The following is a 21902-nucleotide window of genomic DNA, read 5'->3' on the forward strand; positions in this document are numbered from 1 at the left end:
TTGGGACCGACTACCCCCCGCCGCACTGTTCCCGAGCAGCGCCGAACTCGAAGTTATGGACGTAATCGTTGCCGAATCCATCCACAACTTCGAGCTCGCGAGCTATTCGCTGTCGGTCTTCTTGGCCGGAGCCTTCTTGACCGGTGCCTTCTTCGCAGCAGTGGTCTTGGTGGCCGTCTTCTTCGCAGCAGCTTTCTTGGCCGGAGCCTTCTTCGCAGCGGCCTTCTTCGCCGGTGCCTTCTTGGCCGCCGCCTTCTTCGCCGGTGCCTTCTTCTTCACCGGTCCGCGAGCGCGCCTGTCCGCCAACAACTCCGACGCGCGATCGTCGGTGATCGACTCCACGTCATCGTCCTTGCGCAGGCTGGCGTTTGTCTCACCGTCGGTGACGTACGGCCCGAAGCGACCGTCCTTGATCACCATCGGCTTCTCACTGATCGGGTCGACGCCCATCTCGCGTAGCGGCGGCTTGGCTTCACCCTGACGACCGCGACGCTTGGGCTCGGCGTAGATCTTGAGCGCCTCTTCCAGCGTGACGGTGAACATCTGATCCTCGTCGGCGAGCGAGCGAGAGTCGGTGCCCTTCTTCAGATACGGGCCGTAGCGACCGTTCTGCGCGAGGATCTCTTCCTTGGACTCCGGATCGACTCCGACGACACGCGGCAGCGACAGCAGCTTGAGTGCATCGTCGAGCGTGATGGTCGCCAGATCCATGGACTTGAGCAGAGAACCGGTGCGCGGCTTGGGGCCGGTCGCCTTCTTCGCAGCCGCCTTCTTGGCCGGCGCTTTCTTGGCCGCGGCCTTCTTCACCGCGGTCTTGACCCCGCCGCCGCCATCACTGTCGTTGCCGGACGGCACCGGGACGATGTCGGGCTCGGGGGGCGTCGGTTCGGGCTCCGGCTCGGGCAGGATCTCGGTGACGTAGGGCCCGAAACGACCTTCCTTGGCGACGATGTCGTGACCGGTCAGCGGATCGACACCGAGCTTGCGGCCCTCTTGCGGTGTGGCGAACAGCTTTTCGGCGAAGTCGATCGTCAACTCGTCCGGCGGAAGATCGTCGGGCAGGTTGGCGCGCTGGCTGATCGGATCGCCGTCGGGATCGTCGTCGTTGCGCACCATGCGCTCGAGGTACGGGCCGTAACGACCTACGCGCACATGGATTTCGCGACCCTCGGAGTCGTCGAACAAGCGAATGGAGTTGATGGTGCGCGCATCGATCTCTTCGAGATTCTGGCCCACCATCTTCTTCAGACCACCGGAGCGGGCCACCGAACCCTCGGCACCGGTGTCGCCGCCGAAGTAGAAGCTCTGCAGCCAATTACCGCGTCGCTCACGGCCTCCCGCGATGGCGTCGAGGTCGTCCTCCATCCCTGCGGTGAAGTCGAAGTCCACCAGACGCCCGAAGTGCGCCTCCAGCAGGGCAACCACCGAGAACGCCACCCACGACGGCACCAGTGCACTGCCGCGCTTGTAGACGTACCCGCGGTCGAGGATGGTCTTGATGATCGACGAATACGTCGACGGCCGACCGATGCCCAGTTCCTCTAGCGTCTTGATGAGTGACGCCTCGGTGAATCGTGCGGGCGGGTTGGTGGTGTGGCCGTCGGGATCGAGCTGGGTGGCGGTGACGGCCTGGCCCTGAACCAGGGCAGGCAAACGGGATTCGGCGTCGTCGGACTGTCCGCCTGCCTGATCGTCGACGCTCTCCACGTAGGCCTTGAGGAAGCCGGCGAACGTGATGGTGCGACCGGATGCGGAGAACGTGCACTCCTCGCCGGTTCCGGCCGTTCCGGTGATGCGCAGTGTCAGCGTGGTGCCGCGAACATCGGCCATCTGCGACGCGACCGTGCGCTGCCAGATCAACTCGTAGAGTCGGAATTCGTCGGTCTGCAGGGCCGAGTGCAACTGACCGGGCGTCTGGAAGACGTCACCGGACGGGCGGATGGCCTCGTGGGCCTCCTGCGCGTTCTTGACCTTGCGGGTGTACTGCCGCGGCGAGGGATGGACGTACTCCGGCCCGTAGAGCTCGGTCGCCTGTGTGCGTGCCGCCGAGATCGCCGACGCCGACAGCGTCGTCGAGTCGGTACGCATGTAGGTGATGTAGCCGTTCTCGTACAGCCGCTGCGCGACCCGCATGGTGCGCTCGGAGCTGAAGCGCAACTTGCGGGCGGCTTCCTGCTGCAGCGTCGACGTCATGAACGGCGGGTACGGCTTGCGGGTGTAGGGCTTGTCCTCGGCGGACGCGACCGTCAGATCGACGCCCTCGAGAGCCTCGGCGAGGCGTCGGGCACGGGGTTCGTCGAGGACGGTCACTGCGTCGGACTTGAGCTTGCCGTCGGCCCCGAAGTCGCGACCGGCGGCGACACGATTGCCGTCGACATTGACCAGACGGGCACCGAAACTGCGCGGCGTTGCCTCGGCTCCGGCGTCGAGCGTGGCGGAGATGTCCCAGTACTCGGCGCTGCGGAAAGCCATTCGCTCGCGCTCACGCTGGACGACGATGCGGGTGGCGACGGACTGCACTCGGCCTGCCGAGAGCTTCGGCATGACCTTCTTCCACAGCACCGGGCTGACCTCGTAGCCGTAGAGACGGTCGAGGATACGACGCGTCTCCTGGGCGTCGACCAGGTCTTGGTCCAGGTCGCGGGTATCGGCCGCTGCGGCGAGGATGGCCGGCTTGGTGATCTCGTGGAACACCATGCGTCGAACGGGGATCTTGGGGTTCAGGGTCTCGAGGAGATGCCAGGCGATGGCCTCACCCTCGCGGTCGGGGTCAGTGGCGAGATAGAGCTCGTCGGCGTCCTTGAGCAGGCTCTTGAGCTCGGCGACCTTGCCTTTCTTCTCCGGCGAGACGACGTAGAGGGCCTCGAAGTCGTGGTCGACGTCCACGCCGAGACGCGCCCAGGGCTCACCCTTGTACTTGGCGGGAACGTCCGCGGCACCGCGGGGAAGGTCGCGAATGTGGCCGACGGAGGCCTCGACGACGTAGTTGCTCCCGAGGTACGGGGCGATCTTCTTTGCCTTGGTCGGAGACTCGACGATGACCAGACGACGTGGCTCGGCGGAGCTGTCCCCCGTGCCGTTGTTACGTGCTGCCACCTTGCTGCCGAACCTTCCCTAGTGCGTTTTCACAGGCAGATTTGCCTGTCCCACTACTAACAGACTGACATACGTCGGCCAAATACTCGCAGATCAGTCACAGATCGTTCTACTCGGCGTGGGGCCAATTGGTACGTGCGTCCACGTTCTGTGGAGCCTCGCCGACGTTCTCGGTCAGTCGCAACAGCCGACGTCGACCGGTGATTCGGAGGCCAGGATTGGATCCGCGCGTGCCGATGAGCGTCGGCGCGATACCCGCGCGCATCAGTGACTGAGCCAGGACGGCGTGCGTCTCCGGCGCATGGGGATCGAGGCCGAGCACGTAGCGCTCCCCCTCGGCCTCGGGACGACCCGATGCGAGCACCCAGGCGCGCAGTTCACGGGAACCCGGTACCCAACCGGGCGGGACGGCCTTGACAGCGCCCTTGGTCCACAGAGACGCCAGTGCAGACAGTTCGGGCACCGACGCGGTACGCACCAGTGGTCTGTCCTCTTCCGACCGACCGAGCTCCGGCGTCAGACCGCATTGCTCGATGAGTTCGGCGATGGCATCCGCGCGCCACTGCGCGTCGACCACGACGGAGATACGGGCCGAACCCGAGGAGGTGACGACATGCCCGGTGGCAGCCAGCAGCCCGCTGAGATCGGTCACCGCGGGCGGTAACGACTCGGCAGAGAAGAAGGACAGCTGGTTCACAGCATGGACATTAGGACATCGGCGTCCGCGCTCACGGCTTTCGACGCTCCCCGGTGGTTCGCCCGAACGAAACATCCCCCTTTCCCATCGCCTGTAGTAGGCCGATGGGAAAGGGGGATGAGTATCTCGACTCCGAAGAGAAGAGAATCAGACTGCGCGAACGCCCGTGGCCTGAGGACCCTTGGTGCCCTGTCCGACCTCGAACTCGACGCGCTGGTTCTCCTCGAGGGTGCGGAAGCCGCTGCCCTGGATCTCGGAGTAGTGAACGAAAACGTCAGCGGAGCCGTCTTCTGGTGCGATGAATCCAAAGCCCTTTTCGGCGTTGAACCACTTCACAGTTCCCTGTGCCATGCTTTTCCTTCTCTTTCTAACACCGGATTCGATGGAGCGCACTTTCGATCCATCGGGCCGGTTCCGACCGCTGCACTTGTACGAATCCCCCTCAGGATTCCCCCTGATGGACGAGCTCTCCCAGTACCGCGCCCGCAACATAAGATCCTGCGAAGCGTAGAACGAACACAGAAGCTGCGACCGCGTCAAGTGAACCATGAACTCCGCGTTCGCAACAGTCGAAAACCGACCCTTTTCGAACAAATTGCCCGCGTCGGGGGAGCACACACCGCCGGACGGGCGAAATACCACTCTCACCAGGGCTCGAGCGGCCCGTTTCGCGTCCGCGATAGCATGAGGACCCCAGGTCGCGTCGAGCTCGAACGGGTGGCCAGTAGATCGAACGAATGCATGGAGACCGGCAGTGAGCGACAAGCATCCGCTGGGCGGTGCGGATGTAGAGACTTACGGGCAGCGGTTGCTGGATCGGGTGCTGGCGGGCTCGCCCGCGAACAAGAGCCCGCTGACCCACGTCGCGGAGCTGCCGGCACGGGCCTCGCAGTTCGCCTCCTGGCCGTCGTGGGTCGGCCCGGAAGTGGTGCAGGTGATCACCTCTCGTGGGATCACACAACCGTGGACGCATCAGGCACGTGCGGCGACTCTCGCGGCCGAAGGCAGTCACGTGGTGCTCTCGACCAGCACGGCGTCGGGCAAATCGCTGGCATATCAACTCCCGATTCTGACGACGCTGTCCGCCGATGCCCGGGCGACCGCGCTGTACCTGGCTCCCACCAAGGCCCTCGGTGCCGACCAGCTACGCACCACTATCTCGATCACCGACGAGTTACGTTCGTGCTCAGACGAACTCGCCGAAGTGTTCCCCAGCGCGTACGACGGTGACACGCCGATCGAGATTCGCCAGTGGGCACGCGCCAATGCGCGGTGGATCTTCACCAATCCCGACATGTTGCATCTCGGCATCCTCGGCTCGCACGAGCGATGGTCGCGGTTCCTTCGCAATCTGCGCTACGTGGTGGTGGACGAATGCCATTACTACCGAGGCGTTTTCGGATCCAACGTCGCGTTGGTGCTACGCCGGCTACGACGCCTGTGCGCACGGTACGGCGCATCGCCGGTATTCGTTCTGGCCAGTGCGACGACGTCCGAACCGGGGCGAGCAGCCAGTCGCCTCATCGGAGCGCCGTGCGAGGAGATCACCGAGGACGGATCCCCGCACGGAGCACGCACCGTCGCATTGTGGGAACCGCCGCTGCTCGAGGAGATCACCGGCGAGAACGGTGCGCCGGTTCGCAAGTCGGCCGGGGCCGAGGCGTCGCGCATCATGGCCGACCTGTTGGTGGAGGGCGCGCGAACCCTGGCATTCGTGCGGTCCAGACGCGGAGCCGAAGTGACCGCCCTGGGTACCCAGCGAATTCTCGCCGACGTCGATCCGCAGTTGGTACGACGCGTCGCCGCCTATCGCGCAGGGTATTTGGCCGAGGACCGGCGCAAGCTCGAATCCGATCTGTCCGACGGCACCCTGCTCGGCGTGGCCACCACCAATGCGCTCGAACTGGGCGTGGACATCGCCGGTTTGGACGCGGTGATCGTCGCCGGCTTTCCCGGCACCGTCGCGTCGTTCTGGCAGCAGGGCGGCCGAGCCGGACGACGCGGGGAAGGCTCGTTGCTGGTACTGGTGGCGCGTGACGATCCCCTCGACACGTATCTGGTGCATCACCCGGCGGCCCTGCTGGACAAGCCTGTCGAGGCCACCGTCACCGATCCCACCAACCCGTACATCCTGGCTCCGCAATTGCTCTGCGCTGCAGTCGAACTACCGATCACCCTCGTCGAGGCCGAGGAGCTGAACGCGGAATCGGTGCTAGAGGAACTCGAGCTGAAGGGCTACGTGCGCAAGCGTCCGCACGGGTGGTTCATCACCCCCGAGGGACAGCAACTCTCGCCGCACGGCGCGGTCAACATTCGCGGCGGCACCGGGGTGCAGGTGGCCATCGTCGACGGCGAGTCGGGCCGCATGCTCGGCACAGTCGACGGGGGAAGAGCGCCCGCCACCGCCCACCCCGGTGCCGTCCACATCCACCAGGGCGAGTCCTTCGTCGTCGACGAACTCGATCTCGATGCCGGTCTCGCACTGGTGCACACCGAGCAGCCCGAATGGAACACCTCGGCGCGCGAGATCACCGACATCTCGATCACCGCGGTGCACGAATCCGTCGACTACGGCGAGGTACGCGTCGCGTTGGTTCAGGTGAACGTCACACATCAAGTCGTCGGATATCTGCGACGCCTGCTCTCCGGCGAGGTACTCGATTCAATCGAACTCGACATGCCCGCACAGACTCTCGACACCCGAGCCGTCATGTACACCATCACTCCGGAGTTGCTCGAGCACAGCGGAGTTCCGTACGAACGATTCCCCGGATCACTGCACGCCGCAGAACACGCCGCGATCGGATTGCTGCCACTGGTGGCGACCTGCGATCGCTGGGACATCGGCGGAGTGTCGACGGCACTGCACCCCGACACCGGCCTGCCGACGGTGTTCGTCTACGACGGATACGACGGCGGAGCAGGCTTCGCCGACCGAGGACACGTCGCCATCGCAGACTGGCTCACCGCCACGAAAGACGCCATCGTCTCGTGCGAATGTCAGACCGGATGTCCCTCGTGTGTGCAATCACCCAAATGCGGAAACGGCAACGATCCACTGGACAAAGACGGAGCTGTTCGAGTGTTGACGGCGGTGTTGTCGGCCATCACTCGGGAGGGGTGAGCCGGCCGCCCCAGTTCGGCCGCAAACGCGCGCGCATTCGCTGAACGCGAGCAAAATTGTTGCCGGATCGGGGCAGATCTGCGCGCACCTGGCAAGAGCGCGCGCGTTTGCGAACCTGCGGCGGGGCGCGCCCTGGCGAATCTCCAGCACACCGCCGACTCCACTGTGATCGTTCGCAAATATGCGCAACTCTGACGACCTGTCAGTTCTGAGTCTGTTCCAATGTCGATGACTCGACAAAGCCGGAGGACTTGTGGAGGTCCGACATGCCTGTGACCGATCGCGTGACGGGCCGGTATGCAGCGGCTGTTCCGGCCATCGTGGAAAAGGTGGGTTGTCACTATCTCCCGCCGCAGGACTACGAGATCGGGCGTGAACAGATTCGAGAGTTCGCCCGGTCCGTCCAGGACGACCATCCATCGCATCACCTCGAACGTGCCGCAGCCATTCTCGGCTACGACTCGTTGATCGCCCCCGTCACGTTCGTCAGCGTCATCGGCACGCGGCTGTTGCCCGAACTGTTCGAGCACCTGCTGATCGGCTACTCCGTGAGCGACGTGCTGCACACCGATCAGCAGATCGTGCTCCGACGACCGTTGCAGGTGGGCGACCGGATCAACTCCGACCTGTGTCTGGAATCGTTTCGACAATCCTCGGGCAGCGACGTGATGGTCACCAGCAACACCCTCACCGACGGGTCGGGAATCGAAGTGATCACCTGTCGAACCACATTCGTGGCCAGGACCGGTGGATACACCGAACCCGCGATGGCCACGGCGCTCCGCACTCTGATGCGGAGCTGACGGGGCACCACCCTGCGCGTCGCTGCCGGGACCTCGGGTGGTGTGGTGGGAGGAGATCCGCCCACAGAATCGAGACCATGACATGCCCATCACCCGGCAGATTCCCAAAGCTACTGACCTGCGCGAGGTCCTCTCGTTCAAGAAGCCTGATCTGAACCTGCGCCGCCGACGCCTGAGCGCGGCACTCACCATCGACGATCTCCGCACCATCGCCCGTCGACGCACCCCGCGCGCGGCGTTCGACTACACCGACGGTGCCGCCGACGCCGAGATCTCACTCTCGCGAGCTCGTCAGGCCTTCCGCGACGTCGAATTCCATCCCTCGATCCTGCGGGACGTCTCCCACGTCGACACCTCGACGACAGTGTTCGGTGGGCCGTCCGCGCTCCCGTTCGGCATCGCGCCGACGGGATTCACCCGCCTGATGCAGACCGAGGGTGAGTACGCCGGGTCTGCCGCAGCCGGAGCGGCTGGAATTCCGTTCTGCCTCTCGACCCTGGGCACCACGTCGATCGAGGACGTCAAGGCCACCAACCCGAATGGGCGCAACTGGTTCCAGCTCTACGTCATGCGCGACCGCGACATCTCGTTCGGGCTGGTCGAACGCGCCGCGAAGGCAGGCTTCGACACACTGCTGTTCACGGTCGACACACCGGTTGCAGGAGCTCGCCTGCGCGACAAGCGCAACGGGTTCTCCATCCCGCCGCAGTTGACCGCGTCGACGATCGCCAACGCCATTCCGCGTCCATGGTGGTGGTGGGACTTCCTCACCACGGCCAAGCTCGAGTTCGCGTCACTGTCTTCCACTGGCGGCACGGTCGGCGAGCTGCTCAATTCGGCGATGGATCCGTCCATCTCGTTCGAGGATCTCGACGTCATCCGGGAGATCTGGCCCGGCAAGCTGGTCGTCAAAGGTGTTCAGTCGGTGGCCGATTCGGCCCGTCTCGCCGAACTGGGAGTCGACGGCATCATCCTGTCGAACCACGGAGGCCGACAACTCGATCGCGCTCCTGTCCCCTTCCACCTGCTGCCGCAGGTCGTGCGCGAAGTCGGCTCCGACTTCGAGGTCGCCGTCGACACGGGCATCATGCACGGTGCCGATATCGTCGCCTCCATCGCGATGGGGGCGTCGTTCACACTCGTCGGCCGGGCGTACCTGTACGGCCTGATGGCCGGAGGTCGCGCGGGCGTCGACCGCATGATCGAGATCCTGCGCGAGGACATCGTGCGCACCATGCAACTGCTGCAGGTCAATTCGATCGCCGAGCTCACCCCGGAGCACGTCACTCAACTGACTCGATTGGCCCCACTGCAGTCCGGGGCCCGCACCGTTACTCCACACTGACCGCTGAAGTCGGACCGTCGAGGCCCGTGGGGCCCGTCGGGGCCGGGTTGGAGGTCCCGGTTCGGCGCAAATTCGCGCGCATTCGCTGAGCGCGCGCGAAATAGCCGGCTCGAACGGGGCGATTCCGCCCGCACCTGACAAACGCGCGCGCGTTTGCGAACCAAGGCGGGCGCGCCTGACAAACGCGCGCGCGTTTGCGAACCAAGGCGGGCGCGCCTGACAAACGCGCGCGCGTTTGCGAACCAGGGCGGATCCGGACGGGTCCCCGGCGGACGTCCGGTCACCCCGGACCCGCCCGCGCCGAGGCGATGGCGTCGGACATTCCGAAGCGACCGAGGAACACCGGTTGGCCCACCGTGACGATCACGTCCCACTCGTCGATCGTGCACTCCCGCAACTGGGTACCCATGCGCACCGCCAACCCCCGCGCCGTCTCGCACGCATCGGCCACCCCACGATCCAGTGCCCCCGCACCCGCCAGCGCAGCGAGATCGGCCGCCGACTGCGCCTGATGACGAGCACCCACCGCCGAGCCCACATGAATCACCATCACAACGACGGCGATCAACGCCGACATCGCCAGCGCCGCCAACACCGTCGCCCCGCCCTCGTCGTCTTGTAGCACCCTCCCGAAAGCGGGCCTCATTCCGCTGCAACCGGTTCCGCAGCGGCAACCGCCTCAGCCGACAATGTCAACCCCGGCAGCGGACTCTCCACCTCCACCCGCGCGACGAAGAACTCACCGTCCTCGGTCACCGTCACCCGAGCACCGTCCGGCCCGACCCGTTGCCCCACCGAGACAGCCTGCGCACCATCACCTCTGGCCGCCAACCGAGCAGCTTCTCTGGCGGCATCGACGCACCCGATGTGCATCGTCACCGACACGATCGCCCCGATACACACCACGATCACCGCGACGATGGACGCGATTGCGAACGCCGCCTCCACCGTCACGGCCCCGTCATCATCGCCCAAGATCAGACGGCAGTGTTCAACGCTCGATCGATGATCCCCGTCAACGCCGTCACGATGCTGTTGCCGGTCACCACCGTGTACAGCACCGCCCCGAACGCCGCGGCCGCGATGGTGCCGATGGCGTATTCCGCGGTCGACATGCCGTCGTCCTCCACGCCGAACAGCATGATTCGAGTCTTCAACTCCTGCAGTGCATTCTCGATCATCTCGATTCCCCTCCCTGTTCTCCGATGCAGCATCTCCGCATCGGACACTCGAGTGCGCGGCGGTCACAGCAGACCGCCGCCCAGTACGTTGCCCGCCAGTCCGATCACCACGGGGATGATGCCGAGGCAGATGAAGGCAGGCAGAAAGCACAGCCCCAACGGCCCGCTGATCAGCACACCGGCACGCTCGGCGGCAGCAGCCGATGCGTCTTCGGCCCGGGTTCGTTGGGTCGCAGCGAGTTCCGTCATCGCCGACGCCATGGACGACCCGGCTCGGGCAGATCGCCGTGCCATCCTCGCCAGAGCCTCGGTCTCCGGATCCTGCGCGACGGCGTCCCACGCTGTGGTGGCGTCGGCTCCGAGTTCGAGCAGATCGGCGGCCTTGCGCAGCGCGACACCGAACGAGATCGGAGCGGAATGTGCCGCTGCCGCAGCGGCAGTCGCCACGGGAAGGCCCGAACGTAGGCACGCTGCGAGCAGATCGAAGGTCGTGGCCACCGCGAGCGGGTCGGGGGCCGGCGCATCGTCGGCGTCGGCATTCGCACGACCGTCGGGTGCCAGCCTGTGCAATCCGCTCGCGACCGTGGGCAGCGTGATCAGTGCCGATGCCAGACAGAGCACCGTCGCCCACATCAGGTCGTCACCTTGCCGGTGATCGCGTCGGTCCACAGCAGTCCCGCGCAGCCCAGGGCCGTGCCGATGAGCAGCAGCATTCCGCCGAGCCCGCCGCCGAGCAGGATCTGCAGTGGATTGGCTCCCATCAGCTGACCGAGCGCGACTCCGAGGATCGGTAGACCGGCCAGGACCAGCGCGGTGGCGCGGGCTCCGGCGAGCGCTGCGTCCGTTCGTTCGCGAAACCGTCTACGCCCCAGCATGTCCTCACGGGTGGCATCGAGCAGTTCGGCGAGCGCGAGTCCGTACTCATCCGCCACCCGCCACGCTGCGGCCAATCGGGCCAGCTCCGCGTCCAGCAACGAATCGGACGCAGCGATGCCGTCGGCAGCCCTGCCGCCCAGCCGGGCCCGCGCCGCCGCGCCGCGCAGTGCCGTCGACGCGATGCCGCCGCATTCCTCCGCCGCAACCGCGCTGGCCGTGGCGGGATGGGATCCGACGCGGAGCTCGCCGATGACCACCTCGACTCCGGTTGCGAGCCAGTTCAATTCCTCGGCCCGCCGATCGCGTTCGAGTCTCCGACGATAACGCCGCCATCCGGTGCCACCCGCCACCGCCGCCGCGCTCACGGCCCAGAAACCGCCGAACCACCACACCGTCCCTGCCACGACGAGAGCGCAGCCGGTCGGCATCAGCCATCGCGGCGCGCTCGACGCCGTTCGCGCCTCCCGCGGCAACCGACGAAAACTGCTCGGCCACAGTATGACTGCTGCAGCAAGGGCCACGAGCGCGGCCGTCATCGGTTGTCACCGCAGCGGCGATCGAGCAGTTCGAGGAGTCGACCCCGACCCGGCGTCGCGTCGGCAGCCACCGACCAGGCCGGAGCGATGTGCACACGCCCGGTGGGATCGACGTCGACCACTCCGATCTCACGTAGTCGTCGGGTACCGTCGGCGCTGCGGTGGACGTGCAACACCACCTGAACCGCCGCGGCAAGTTGGCTGTGCAGCGCGTCTCGACCCATTCCGCCCAGTGCGGCAAGGGCTTCGAGCCGGGCGGGCACCTCCGCCGGGGAGTTCGCGTGGATGGTTCCGGCTCCGCCGTCGTGACCTGTGTTGAGCGCCGTCATCAGGTCGATCACCTCGGCCCCGCGCACCTCACCGACCACGAGACGATCGGGTCGCATTCGCAAGGCCTGACGCACCAGCTGCCGCACCGACACCTCGCCGACGCCTTCGACGTTGGGTGCGCGGGCCACGAGACGAACAACGTGCGGATGGGCCGGTGCCAGCTCGGCCGCGTCCTCGACACAGACGATCCGTTCGGACGGATCCACTTCGCCCAGCAGCGCAGCAAGAAGGGTCGTCTTCCCTGCCCCGGTACCGCCGACGACCAGAAAAGCCAAGCGACCGAACACGATTCGACGCAGCAGCTCGTACCCGTCCTCGGTCACGGCTCCCGATGCACGGAGAGCGGAGAGTCCCTGCGTCGCGGGTCGCAGCACCCGGAGCGACACGCACGTTCCTCCGCTCGCCACCGGTGCCAGCACAGCGTGCAAGCGGACGCCGAACGCTCCCTGCCCGACGCCGGGCAGTCGGCCGTCGACCCAGGGCTGCGCGTCGTCGAGACGACGGCCGGCCGAGAGGGCAAGCCGTTGCGCGAGCCTGCGAACGGCAGCCTCGTCGACGAAACGAACTCCGGTGCGCTCGAGTCCGCGCCCACGATCGATCCACACTTGATCCGGTGCAGTGACCAGTACGTCGGTCACTCCCGGTTCGGACAGCAGCGGCTCCAACGGCCCCGCGCCGGTCAGCTCGGTTTGCAGAACCCTCAGCGCCGCAAGCATATCGGTGTCGCCGATGACCCCGCCTGCTTCCGCTCGAATGGCTGCGGCGACGGTGGCGGGAACCGGAGCGTCGGCCGACGCAGCCAAACGATCGCGGACGCGGTCGAGCAGATCCGCGGTGACGACGGCGCTCATGCCGCCCTCCGCTGCCCACCGGGCTTGTGCGCGAACGTATCGAGCACGGCGTCGGCTGCTGCGGCCAGCGGCGAACGACGGCCCAGCACCAGACCTCCTCGTTCGAGGCGCTCGGCCAGTGCAGGCTCGGCACGCATCGACGTCAACAGCGGAAGCCCGAGGGCGACGGCGATGTCGTCGGCCCTCAGCCCACCCGGAGCCGGCCCACGAACGACCAGTCCGACATTGGCATTTCGATCCACCACGTGCGCGGCCACCGCCTCGGCCGACGTCACGGCTCGCAGTTCGGCCGGAAGTACCAGCGTGACGAGGTCCGCCGCGGCATACAGAGCGTCGGAGACGTCGCTGGGATGACGCGGGGCGTCGCACACCACGAGATCGTCCGCTGCGCGTCCTGCATCGAGTACAGCCGCCACTGCGACGGCAGAGAGTCCGACACCTCGGTCGTCGCCTCGGCCCAGTGCCAGCACCGACATTCCGGAGCGGGAGGGCAGGGCCCCGTGCAGAGCGTCGGCGGAGACTCGGCCGCCCTCGACGACCAAGCCGGACCACCGCAGACCTGGAGCGTTCTCCCAACCGAGCAGCAGGTCCAGGCCGCTGCCGTACCGGTCGCCCTCGACCATGAGGGCACGTCGACCCGAACGGCTGCTGCACAGTCCGAGTGCGGCCGCGAAAGTGGATGCGCCCGCGCCACCGCGAGCGCCGACCACAGCGATCACGCCGCCGTCTCCGGATGGTGCCGACGCGGGTTCGCCGAGTATCCGCACGAGAGCGTCCTCGTCCCACGGCAGGGCGATCACATGCTCGGCACCGAGCGATGTGGCGATTCGCCAATCGTCGAGCGTCGGGGGTGCGGCCGTGACCAGAATGACGCCCGCGCGTCTCGGAAATCCCGTCGACAGTGCCGTCTCTGCGGACGCGAAGTCGACCAGAATAATTCCGCAACGGTCCCACATCGAACGTGTCGAGCCGATACCGACCAGTAAGTTCTGCTCTTCCACAACACAATCCGCGGCCGCGGCGATTCGGTAGACGTCCTCGCGCAGTCCGCGAAGTTCGATCGACATCGTTACTGCCGGGTGCGTGGTCCGCTGCCGCGAGTCCGATTCCATGCGCCAAGCGTGCGTGAGAATCTGCTCGAGATGCGCGCGACTTGGGGAAATGTGGATAGATTCGGGCCTGTGGATGAATACCGGTACTGCTGTACCAGTTTTCGACCTACCCCGGAAAAGAGGACGACCCTCGCCAGGGGGGGAGGAGGCGAGGGTCGTCTGGTTCAGCCCCGGGGGGTCGGGCTGAACACCGCCCGGAATGAACCGGGCTCGTAGAAAATACTACACCCGTGGACGTCCTTGTTTGCAAGTTCAACCGTCGGCTTTTCTCGACCGCGTCGAACCGAGTCCGCCAGTGGCACCGCGCAACATCCAACGGTCACCACCGGCCACTATGGTGACAAACGTGACCCAGAGCGCGAGCAACGACGACGTCCCGGCCGGCCGACGCACAGCGCGCGTCGCGGCATTCTTCGACCTCGACAAGACGATCATCGCCAAGTCCAGCACTTTGGCATTCAGCAAGCCGTTCTTCGACCAAGGACTCATCAACCGGCGCGCAGTCCTCAAGAGCAGCTACGCGCAATTTCTGTTCCTGCTCTCCGGAGCCGATCACGACCAGATGGAGCGCATGCGCGCACACATCGCGAGCATGACCGCAGGCTGGGACGTCGAACAAGTGCGAGCAATCGTCGCCGAAACGCTGCACAACATCGTCGACCCCCTCGTGTTCGCCGAAGCCGCCGATCTCATCGCCGACCACAAGCTCCGTGGACACGACGTCGTGGTCGTCTCGGCGTCCGGTGACGAGATCGTGCGCCCCATCGCCGAGCTGCTGGGGGCCGATCACAGCATGGCGACGACGATGGTGACCGTGGAGGGCAAGTACATCGGCGAGGTCGACTTCTACTGCTACGGCGAGGGCAAGGTCGACGCCATGAACTCTTTGGCCGCGCAACATGATTACGACTTGGCGTCGAGCTACGCGTACTCGGATTCGATCACCGACGTGCCGATGCTGCGCGCAGTCGGGCATCCCACGGCCGTCAACCCCGATCGTGCACTGCGCAAGGAAGCGGCCTCCCGCGGATGGCCGATTCTCACCTTCTCCAACCCGGTCTCGCTGCGATCACGAATCCAGACCCCGTCGGGCAAGACCGTAGCAGCAAGCGCCGCAGCAGGTTTCAGCGCTCTCGCGGCCGGTGCGATCACCTACGGACTGCTCCGAAGAAAAAGATGACGTCCAACCCCTTGATGTGAGGAGCGTCACGGGGTACAAATGACGTACGGAAGAACGGAAGGCCAAGAACGAATCGGAAGAGAAGATTCGCTCTCCCGACCGGGATTCCCAGCACGGACACCGGCACCCACGCGGAGCTTGCCACCTAATGGCAGAAGCGCTGTGGGCCTGCGACATTCGTCAGTGATCAGCAAGAACCCTGCACCGGTTGCAGGGATGACCTCATCACCGTCGAATTCTCGCCGAGGCCACGTGGTAGTCCATCACAGCCCACCTGTGCACGCTTGGTAACCAGGCGCTCCGTGCTAACGGGCGGCGACGTCGACGCAAGTCGGCATCGCCGCCCTTTTATATGCTCACTACTGCAGGCTCCGCTCGCGGCCCTTTTATATGCTCACTACTGCAGGCTCCGCTCGCCGCCCTTTTATGTGCGCACAACTCCTACTGAGCAGCCTCGGCAATCGAAGTCGCTTCTGCCGCACCGGCTTCGAATGCCCCGCAGCACAGGATCACCCAACTCCCGACGCCGGTTGCCGTACCCTCCGCGAATCCTGTCGCGCCGTCTCGGTAGGCATTCGCCCGACGCATCCAGCTCACCTCCGGTACTCCCAGGTTGTGGGGGTCGAATCCCGACGACGCTGCCACCAGTCGCGATGCAGCCCGCGCAACGATGCCGTCGGCCGATCCGAAAGCTTTGAGCGTCAACAGTTCACCGTGCACCACCGCCGCGATCACCGGGGCCGGTGCCGACGTTCCACCGGTCACCAGCTGTGCGAGGAGGTCGAGTCGCTCGCCGACACCTGCATCGCTGCGGGGACGGCCGAGCTCGGAGGCGTCGTCGACGAGGTCGGCTGCGGCCAACAGGTGCAGTCGTGCGAGGGTCTGAAGCGGTGCGCGCTTCCACGTCGAGACCGTGTTCTGCAGCGCATCACCGTCGAGGGCGGCCGCGACTCGCAGCGCACCCGCCAGAATGGGGTCGCCTTCTTCGCCCTCGCGGGGGAAATCCATCGAACCGCCCTCGAGCGTCGACGACGAGCGAGCCGCACGGACCGCGGCCTCGGCGGCGGTGGCCGGCCATCCTCGGCGGTTGGCCTTGTGCCGGTGCACCGCGCCCAGAGCGTCGCGCGCACGTTCGGCGGAGTCGAGAACTCCAGGTAGTTCCAGCAGCGGGGCGAGGGGGTCCGTCACGACAGACGACGGTACCCCCTCCCCCACTCGGCGTTGTCGCCTACTTCGCTCCTGCCGCCAACAGCTCGGCGCGCGCCTGACGACGCTTGGCCTGTTCGGCTGGGTCCGGCACCGGAACGGCCGCGAGCAACCGCTTGGTGTACTCGTTGGTCGGACGACGCAGAATCTGATCCGTCGTACCGAACTCGGCCAGCTTGCCCTTGTTCAACACCGCGATGCGCTTGGCCAGCACCTCCACGACAGCGAGGTCGTGACTGATGAACAGGCATGCGAACCCGTACTCGTGCTGGAGTTCCTTGAACAGCTCGAGCACCTTGGCCTGCACCGACACGTCGAGCGCAGACGTCGGCTCGTCGGCCACCAGCAGCGTCGGTTCGAGGGCGAGTGCCCGAGCGATACCGACGCGCTGACGCTGCCCACCCGACAACTGGTGCGGGTAGCGGTTGCGCATGGTCCGCGACAGGTGGACCCGGTCGAGCAGTTCCTCGACCTTTCGATTTCGATCTGCAGCGCTGTGCTCGGTGTGCAGCAGCATCGGCTCGGCAATCGACTGTCCGATCGGCCAGCGTGGGTTCAGCGACGAACCCGGATCCTGGAACACGATGCCGACCTTGCTGCGCACCGACCGCAGTTCACGATTCGACAGGTTGGTGATGTCGACCCCTGCGATCGACAACGAGCCGCCGGTGAGCTTGTTCAGTCCCACCACGGCCTTGCCGATCGTGGACTTACCCGAGCCCGATTCACCGACGAGCCCGACGACCTCACCCATCTCGATGTCGAGGCTGACCCCGTCGACGGCTCGGAACACGGTACGGCCCGGGTACTCGATGACACCGTCGACGATGCTCAGTGCTCGGGTCTCCTCGACGGCACTGGGCTCGGCGATCTTCCCGGCGGTCACGGCCTCGATGCTGCTGCCCAGGTGCGGAACCGAGGCGAGCAACTGCTGCGTGTACGGATGCGACGCGTTCTTGAAAATAGTTTGCGCAGCATCGGTTTCGACGATGACGCCGTCCTTCATCACCGCGATGCGGTCGGCCATGTCTGCCACCACACCCATGTCGTGGGTGATCAGCACGATCGACGCATCGATTCGGTTACGCAGGTCTCGCATCAGGTCGAGGATCTCGGCCTGCACCGTCACGTCCAGAGCCGTGGTCGGCTCGTCCGCGATCAGCAGGGACGGATCCGAGGACAGCGCCTGGGCGATCATGGCGCGCTGACGCTGACCACCGGAGAGCTGGTGCGGGTAGAAGTCGACCCGCGTCTCCGGATCCGGCATCTCGACGAGCTTCAGGAGTTCGACGGCCCGCGCCTTGGCTTCCTTCTTCGACAGCGAGGTGTGCGCGCGGATGGCCTCGGTGATCTGCCAGCCGATCGAGTACACCGGGTTGAGCGCCGTCATCGGTTCCTGGAAGATCACCGCGACGTTCTTGCCGCGGATGGGTGCGAGCTGCTTCTCGGGTAGCCCGACCAGTTCTTTCTCGCCCAGCTTGATGCTGCCCGACACCCGCGAATTATCGGCCAGCAGGCCCGGGACGGCCATGGCCGTCGTCGACTTGCCGGATCCGGATTCACCGACGATGGCCAGCACCTCGCCGGAGGCGACAGTGAACGAGACGGTGTCGACCGCCTTGCGCCAGACCTTCTCGACCTCGAACTCGACCGTCAGATCGGTGACACTCAGAACGGTGTCCTTCGCAATACTCATGTCAGTTCCGTTTCGGATCGAGTGCGTCACGGAGTGCGTCGCCGAGCATGATGAACGCCAGCACCGTGACGGAGAGGAACGCGGCCGGGAACAGCACCAGGTGCGGTGCCGTCAGGAACACGTTCTGACCGAGGTTGATCTGCAGGCCCCAGGAGATCTCGGGAGCCTGCAATCCGATTCCGAGGAAGGTCAGCGTCGCCTCGGCCGCGATGAACGTACCGACCGAGATGGTCGCGTAGATGATCACCGGAGCCAGAGCGTTGGGCAGGATGTGTCGCACCAATATGCGGTAGGTCGACGCCCCCAATGCCTGTGCAGCCTGGACGTATTCACTGTTCTTGATCGAGATCACCGATGATCGAACCAGTCGCATCGCCGTCATCCAGCCGAAGGCCACCAGGGCGAGCGAGACGGTGAAGATGGTGCGCTGGGCCGTGACGGTGAGCAGGATCAGGGCACCGAGCAGCAGCGGGATTCCGAAGAACACGTCGGTGAAGCGAGCCAGGATGCTGTCGGTGATTCCGCCGAAGTACCCGGCGAGAGCACCGATCAGGACGCCGATGATGAGCACACCGATGACCGAGAGCACACCGATCGACAGCGAGATCCGCGCACCGTAGATGACGTTGGCGTAGTAGTCGCAGCCCTGGACGTCGGTGCCGAACCAGTGTGCAGCGCTGGGACTCTGACGGGAATCGGACAGCGAGCACACGCGCGGATCGATGCCGCGGGCGAACAGCTGCGGGAACACCGCCATCATCAACAGCACCAACAGCAGGAAAGTGCCGATGATGAAGAACGGGCTCTTCCGCAGGAACTTCCACGCATTGCCCCACAGGCTGGCCTGACCGACCAACTCGACGGCCTCGCCGGTGATGACGTTGCCGGGCAGGCCCTCGTCTGCGGCGTGCTGAGCTGCGCTCGAATCTTCTTTATTCATAGCGAATCCTTGGATCGAGAACCGCGTAGAGAACGTCCACCACGAGGTTGAAGAAGATGTAGAAGAACACGAAGAGCGTGACGATGCCGACGACGACGGCACCTTCCTGACGGGCGAGACCGTCGTAGATCGCGCGGCCGAGACCTGGCAGGTTGAACACCGTCTCGGTCACGATGGCACCGCCCAGCAGGCCACCGACGTCGGCACCGATGAAGGTGACGACGGGAATCAGCGAGTTGCGCAGGGCGTGCCGAAAGATGATGCGCCGGTTGCTGATTCCCTTCGACTTCGCGGTGCGGATGTAATCCGCGGCCATCGACTCGGCGACCGACGTCCGGGTCAACCGGGCGACGTAGGCCATCGACAGCGATGCGAGCACGAGGCCGGGGAGCAGGAAGCTCGACCAGCCGTCGTTGATGCCCGAGATCGGGAAGAGGCCCAACTTCAGACCGAGGGTGAACTGGGCGATGAAGCCGAGAACGAACACCGGCACCGACACCAGCAGCGTCGTCGAGATGAGCACCAGGTTGTCGAAGAACGATCCGCGCTTGAGGGCGGCGAGCACACCCGCGGCGATACCGATGACGGTTTCGATGACGACGGCCACGATGGTCAATCGGACCGTGACCGGAAGTGCCCGCTCGATGGTGTCGAGGACGGGGCGTCCGGAGAAATCGGTACCGAAGTCGCCCTGGAAGAAGCCGCCGATGTACTTGAAGTACTGCACGAAGAGGTTGTCGTCGAGGTTGAACTCGTCTCGCAGCTGGGCGACGACGCCGGGGGCGAGGGGACGATCTCCAGCGAGGGCGCGGATGGGATCACCCGGTAGCGCGTAGACCATCGCGAAGATCAAGAACGAGGAGCCGATCAGGACGGGAATCGTCAGCAGTAATCGGCGAGTGATGTAGCGACCCACTGTGTGTCTTCTCCTTGAACAAGGGACGAACCTGCGCCTCGGGTCTTGCCGGCGCAGGTCGGTGTGGGGCAGATGCGACCCACGGATGAACGAAACCCGGTGGGTGGCAACCGATCATGCTCGGCTGCCACCCACCTGGGTGCGTCGTCAGCTGACTACGACGTCCTCGAGAACGATGTTGCCTCGGTTGTCGATCTTGACGTCGGAGACGCGATCGGACCACACGGCCTGGTTCAGGCCGTAGAACAGCGGGGTAGCGGGCATCTGGTCGATCAGGATGTCCTCTGCCTTCTGGTAGTCCGCCGTTGCAGCGTCGATATCTGCAGCGTTGTTGCCTTCGGCCAACGCGGCGTCGAATGCCGGGTCGTTGAAGAAGACGTAGTTGCTACCTGCCGGCGGGGTTGCGGCTGCCGAGTACAACGGGGAGAGGAAGTTGTAGATCGACGGGTAGTCCATGATCCAGCCCGAGCGGAACGGGCCGGTCATACCCTTGGCGTCCTGCAACGGCAGGTACTGCGCGAACTGCAGATCGCCGCGCAGTGCGTAGTTCACACCCAGGTTGTCACGCAACTGGTTGCCCACCGCGGTCATCCACGAATCGTGGCCCGCACCGGCGTTGAACCACAGGTCCACCGGCTGGCTGCGGTCGAAGCCGGCCTCGTCGAGCAGGCGGTTGGCCTCGTCCGGGTTGAGCTCACAGTTCGCACCGCAGGCGTCCTCACGGTATCCGTCGACGACGGGCGAGGCGAAAGATCCTGCCGGGGTACGGGTATCGGTGAAGATCGCGGTGGCGATGGCCTGACGATCGATGGCCATCGAGAATGCCTTGCGCACCCTCGGATCCTGGAAGCGCGGGTCGTAGGTGGGGAAACCGAGGGACGTGATGTCGGGACGCGCACGCTCGCCGTAGCGGTCACCGAACTGGTCACGAGCAGTGGCCCACGCATCCTCGGGCAGATCGAGCATGACGTCGAGTCCGCCGCCCTGAACATCGTTGTAGCCGGTGTTCAGCTCGGTGTAGACCTTGAAGTTGACGCCTGCGGACTGAGCCGGGTTGTCGCCCTTGTAGTCGTCGTACTTGGTGACGGTGAAGCCCTGTCCCGGAACGAAGTCCGAGTCGGCCTTGAACGGGCCGTTACCGATCGGGCGGGCACCGTATGCATCGGGGTCGGCGTAGAACGCCTCGGGCAGCGGGTCGAATGCCGTGTATCCCAGCGTGAGCGGGAAGATGGCGAACGGTCCGGTGAGCTTGACGGTGAAGGTCGTCTCGTCGACGACGTTCAGACCGCTCAGTTCGGTTGCGACGGGCTCGGCGGTGTCGCTACCCTGCAGATCCGCGTAGCCTTCGATGTTCTCGAAGAAGTACGAGGCACCGAATGCGTTGGTGCTCAACGCGTTGTAGCTCCATGCCTTGGTGTAGGACTCGGCCGTGACGGGGGTGCCGTCGTGGAACGTCCAGCCGTCCTTGAGCTTGATGGTCCAGGTGGTGTTGTCCTCGGATTCGACGGACTCGGCAACGCCGTTGTACTCGACGCTGTTGTCCTCGTCGTTGAACGTGACCAGCGGAGTGAAGAGGGCCTCGAGGACCTGGCTGCCTTCGCTCTCGGTGGTGTTACCGGGAACCAGCGGATTCTCCGGCTCACCGATGTAGATGCTGTAGATCCCGTCGGCACTGCCACCGGAACTCGAGCCTCCACCGCCACAGGCGGCGAGCAGGCTCGCACTCATCAGCACAGCCGTGGTGACGACCGCGGCACGTTTGATACGCAAGAAAATCCTCCATCCAGATGTGAACACGGGGTCATCCGTGCTCAGTTCCTCGGGCGCGACGCCCGGGGATTCGTGGGCGACCGCATGGCACGGCAGGTGGGCCGTTCCAACGATCTGATGGGATGGACTTTAGACACATCCTGAAACGAACATGTGAACTCCCCCAACTTTTGCTGACCCGTGAGTAAGCCGGAAACATGATCGAAACGTTTCGGCAAGTCGATTTCTCACAGTTCGGACATC

Annotated in this window: 19 protein-coding genes; 4 read left to right on the top strand and 15 right to left on the bottom strand. The window is 65.3% G+C overall.

The annotated features are described in order from the left end of the window. Positions 1-102 precede the first annotated feature (102 nt). From topA to CH249_RS08705, 3 genes are all read right to left on the bottom strand, one after another. Complete coding sequence (topA, locus tag CH249_RS08695) at positions 103-3096, bottom strand: type I DNA topoisomerase (RefSeq protein WP_032395241.1); 2994 nt, start codon at positions 3094-3096, stop codon at positions 103-105. A gap of 109 nt (positions 3097-3205) precedes the next feature. After that, complete coding sequence (locus CH249_RS08700) at positions 3206-3793, bottom strand: hypothetical protein (RefSeq protein WP_032395242.1); 588 nt, start codon at positions 3791-3793, stop codon at positions 3206-3208. A gap of 147 nt (positions 3794-3940) precedes the next feature. Next, a complete protein-coding gene (locus CH249_RS08705; RefSeq protein ID WP_005248460.1) occupies positions 3941-4144 on the bottom strand; it encodes a cold-shock protein in 204 nt (67 codons plus the stop codon). 403 nt (positions 4145-4547) lie between these two features. Here CH249_RS08705 and CH249_RS08710 point away from each other — a divergent pair, with 403 nt between their 5' ends. The 3 genes from CH249_RS08710 to CH249_RS08720 all read left to right on the top strand — a co-directional run bounded on the left by CH249_RS08710 (position 4548) and on the right by CH249_RS08720 (position 9065). After that, positions 4548-6917, top strand: a complete 2370-nt coding sequence (locus tag CH249_RS08710) for a DEAD/DEAH box helicase (RefSeq protein WP_179273246.1) — start codon at positions 4548-4550, stop codon at positions 6915-6917. Positions 6918-7183: 266 nt separating this feature from the next. Then, a complete protein-coding gene (locus tag CH249_RS08715) occupies positions 7184-7720 on the top strand; it encodes a MaoC family dehydratase N-terminal domain-containing protein (protein WP_094646670.1) in 537 nt (178 codons plus the stop codon). Between the two features lie 82 nt (positions 7721-7802). Beyond that, complete coding sequence (locus CH249_RS08720) at positions 7803-9065, top strand: alpha-hydroxy acid oxidase (protein WP_094646669.1); 1263 nt, start codon at positions 7803-7805, stop codon at positions 9063-9065. A 280-nt stretch (positions 9066-9345) separates the two neighbouring features. On the opposite strand, the gene CH249_RS08725 is transcribed toward CH249_RS08720, so the two are convergent. The 7 genes from CH249_RS08725 to ssd all read right to left on the bottom strand — a co-directional run bounded on the left by CH249_RS08725 (position 9346) and on the right by ssd (position 13951). Further along, the gene (locus CH249_RS08725) at positions 9346-9711 is read right to left on the bottom strand and encodes an Rv3654c family TadE-like protein (protein WP_094683010.1); all 366 of its coding nucleotides are present in this window, start codon (positions 9709-9711) and stop codon (positions 9346-9348) included. Continuing rightward, on the bottom strand, positions 9708-10040 hold the full coding sequence (locus tag CH249_RS08730; RefSeq protein WP_230596755.1) for a TadE family type IV pilus minor pilin: 333 nt from the start codon (positions 10038-10040) through the stop codon (positions 9708-9710). The genes CH249_RS08725 and CH249_RS08730 overlap by 4 nt, the downstream gene beginning before the upstream one ends. A gap of 2 nt (positions 10041-10042) precedes the next feature. Continuing rightward, a complete protein-coding gene (locus CH249_RS08735; RefSeq protein WP_032395244.1) occupies positions 10043-10246 on the bottom strand; it encodes a DUF4244 domain-containing protein in 204 nt (67 codons plus the stop codon). Positions 10247-10309: 63 nt separating this feature from the next. After that, complete coding sequence (locus tag CH249_RS08740; RefSeq protein WP_179273254.1) at positions 10310-10882, bottom strand: type II secretion system F family protein; 573 nt, start codon at positions 10880-10882, stop codon at positions 10310-10312. Next, a complete protein-coding gene (locus CH249_RS08745) occupies positions 10879-11658 on the bottom strand; it encodes a type II secretion system F family protein (RefSeq protein ID WP_094683012.1) in 780 nt (259 codons plus the stop codon). The genes CH249_RS08740 and CH249_RS08745 overlap by 4 nt, the downstream gene beginning before the upstream one ends. Further along, positions 11655-12839, bottom strand: a complete 1185-nt coding sequence (locus tag CH249_RS08750; RefSeq protein ID WP_094628727.1) for a TadA family conjugal transfer-associated ATPase — start codon at positions 12837-12839, stop codon at positions 11655-11657. The genes CH249_RS08745 and CH249_RS08750 overlap by 4 nt, the downstream gene beginning before the upstream one ends. Continuing rightward, complete coding sequence (gene ssd, locus CH249_RS08755) at positions 12836-13951, bottom strand: septum site-determining protein Ssd (RefSeq protein ID WP_094683013.1); 1116 nt, start codon at positions 13949-13951, stop codon at positions 12836-12838. Before ssd ends, CH249_RS08750 begins: the two co-directional genes overlap by 4 nt. 334 nt (positions 13952-14285) lie before the next feature. On the opposite strand from ssd, the gene CH249_RS08760 reads away from it, so the two are divergent. Then, on the top strand, positions 14286-15131 hold the full coding sequence (locus tag CH249_RS08760) for an HAD family phosphatase (RefSeq protein ID WP_230596757.1): 846 nt from the start codon (positions 14286-14288) through the stop codon (positions 15129-15131). A gap of 441 nt (positions 15132-15572) precedes the next feature. Here CH249_RS08760 and CH249_RS08765 read toward each other — a convergent pair whose 3' ends face one another. The 5 genes from CH249_RS08765 to CH249_RS08785 all read right to left on the bottom strand — a co-directional run bounded on the left by CH249_RS08765 (position 15573) and on the right by CH249_RS08785 (position 21659). Then, the gene (locus tag CH249_RS08765; RefSeq protein ID WP_032395248.1) at positions 15573-16319 is read right to left on the bottom strand and encodes a hypothetical protein; all 747 of its coding nucleotides are present in this window, start codon (positions 16317-16319) and stop codon (positions 15573-15575) included. Positions 16320-16359: 40 nt separating this feature from the next. Then, complete coding sequence (locus CH249_RS08770; protein WP_094683014.1) at positions 16360-18033, bottom strand: ABC transporter ATP-binding protein; 1674 nt, start codon at positions 18031-18033, stop codon at positions 16360-16362. A gap of 1 nt (position 18034) precedes the next feature. Further along, positions 18035-18973 (bottom strand): ABC transporter permease, encoded by a 939-nt coding sequence (locus tag CH249_RS08775; RefSeq protein WP_094683015.1) that lies wholly within the window; start codon positions 18971-18973, stop codon positions 18035-18037. Next, positions 18966-19889: an ABC transporter permease gene (locus tag CH249_RS08780; RefSeq protein WP_032395250.1), complete on the bottom strand. Its 924-nt coding sequence runs from the start codon at positions 19887-19889 to the stop codon at positions 18966-18968. The genes CH249_RS08775 and CH249_RS08780 overlap by 8 nt, the downstream gene beginning before the upstream one ends. A 147-nt stretch (positions 19890-20036) precedes the next feature. Continuing rightward, positions 20037-21659 (bottom strand): ABC transporter substrate-binding protein, encoded by a 1623-nt coding sequence (locus tag CH249_RS08785; RefSeq protein ID WP_045198429.1) that lies wholly within the window; start codon positions 21657-21659, stop codon positions 20037-20039. Positions 21660-21902: the final 243 nt, after the last annotated feature.

The sequence above is a fragment of the Rhodococcus sp. 05-2255-3B1 genome (genome assembly GCF_002258545.1).
Classification (GTDB): Bacteria; Actinomycetota; Actinomycetes; order Mycobacteriales; family Mycobacteriaceae; genus Rhodococcoides.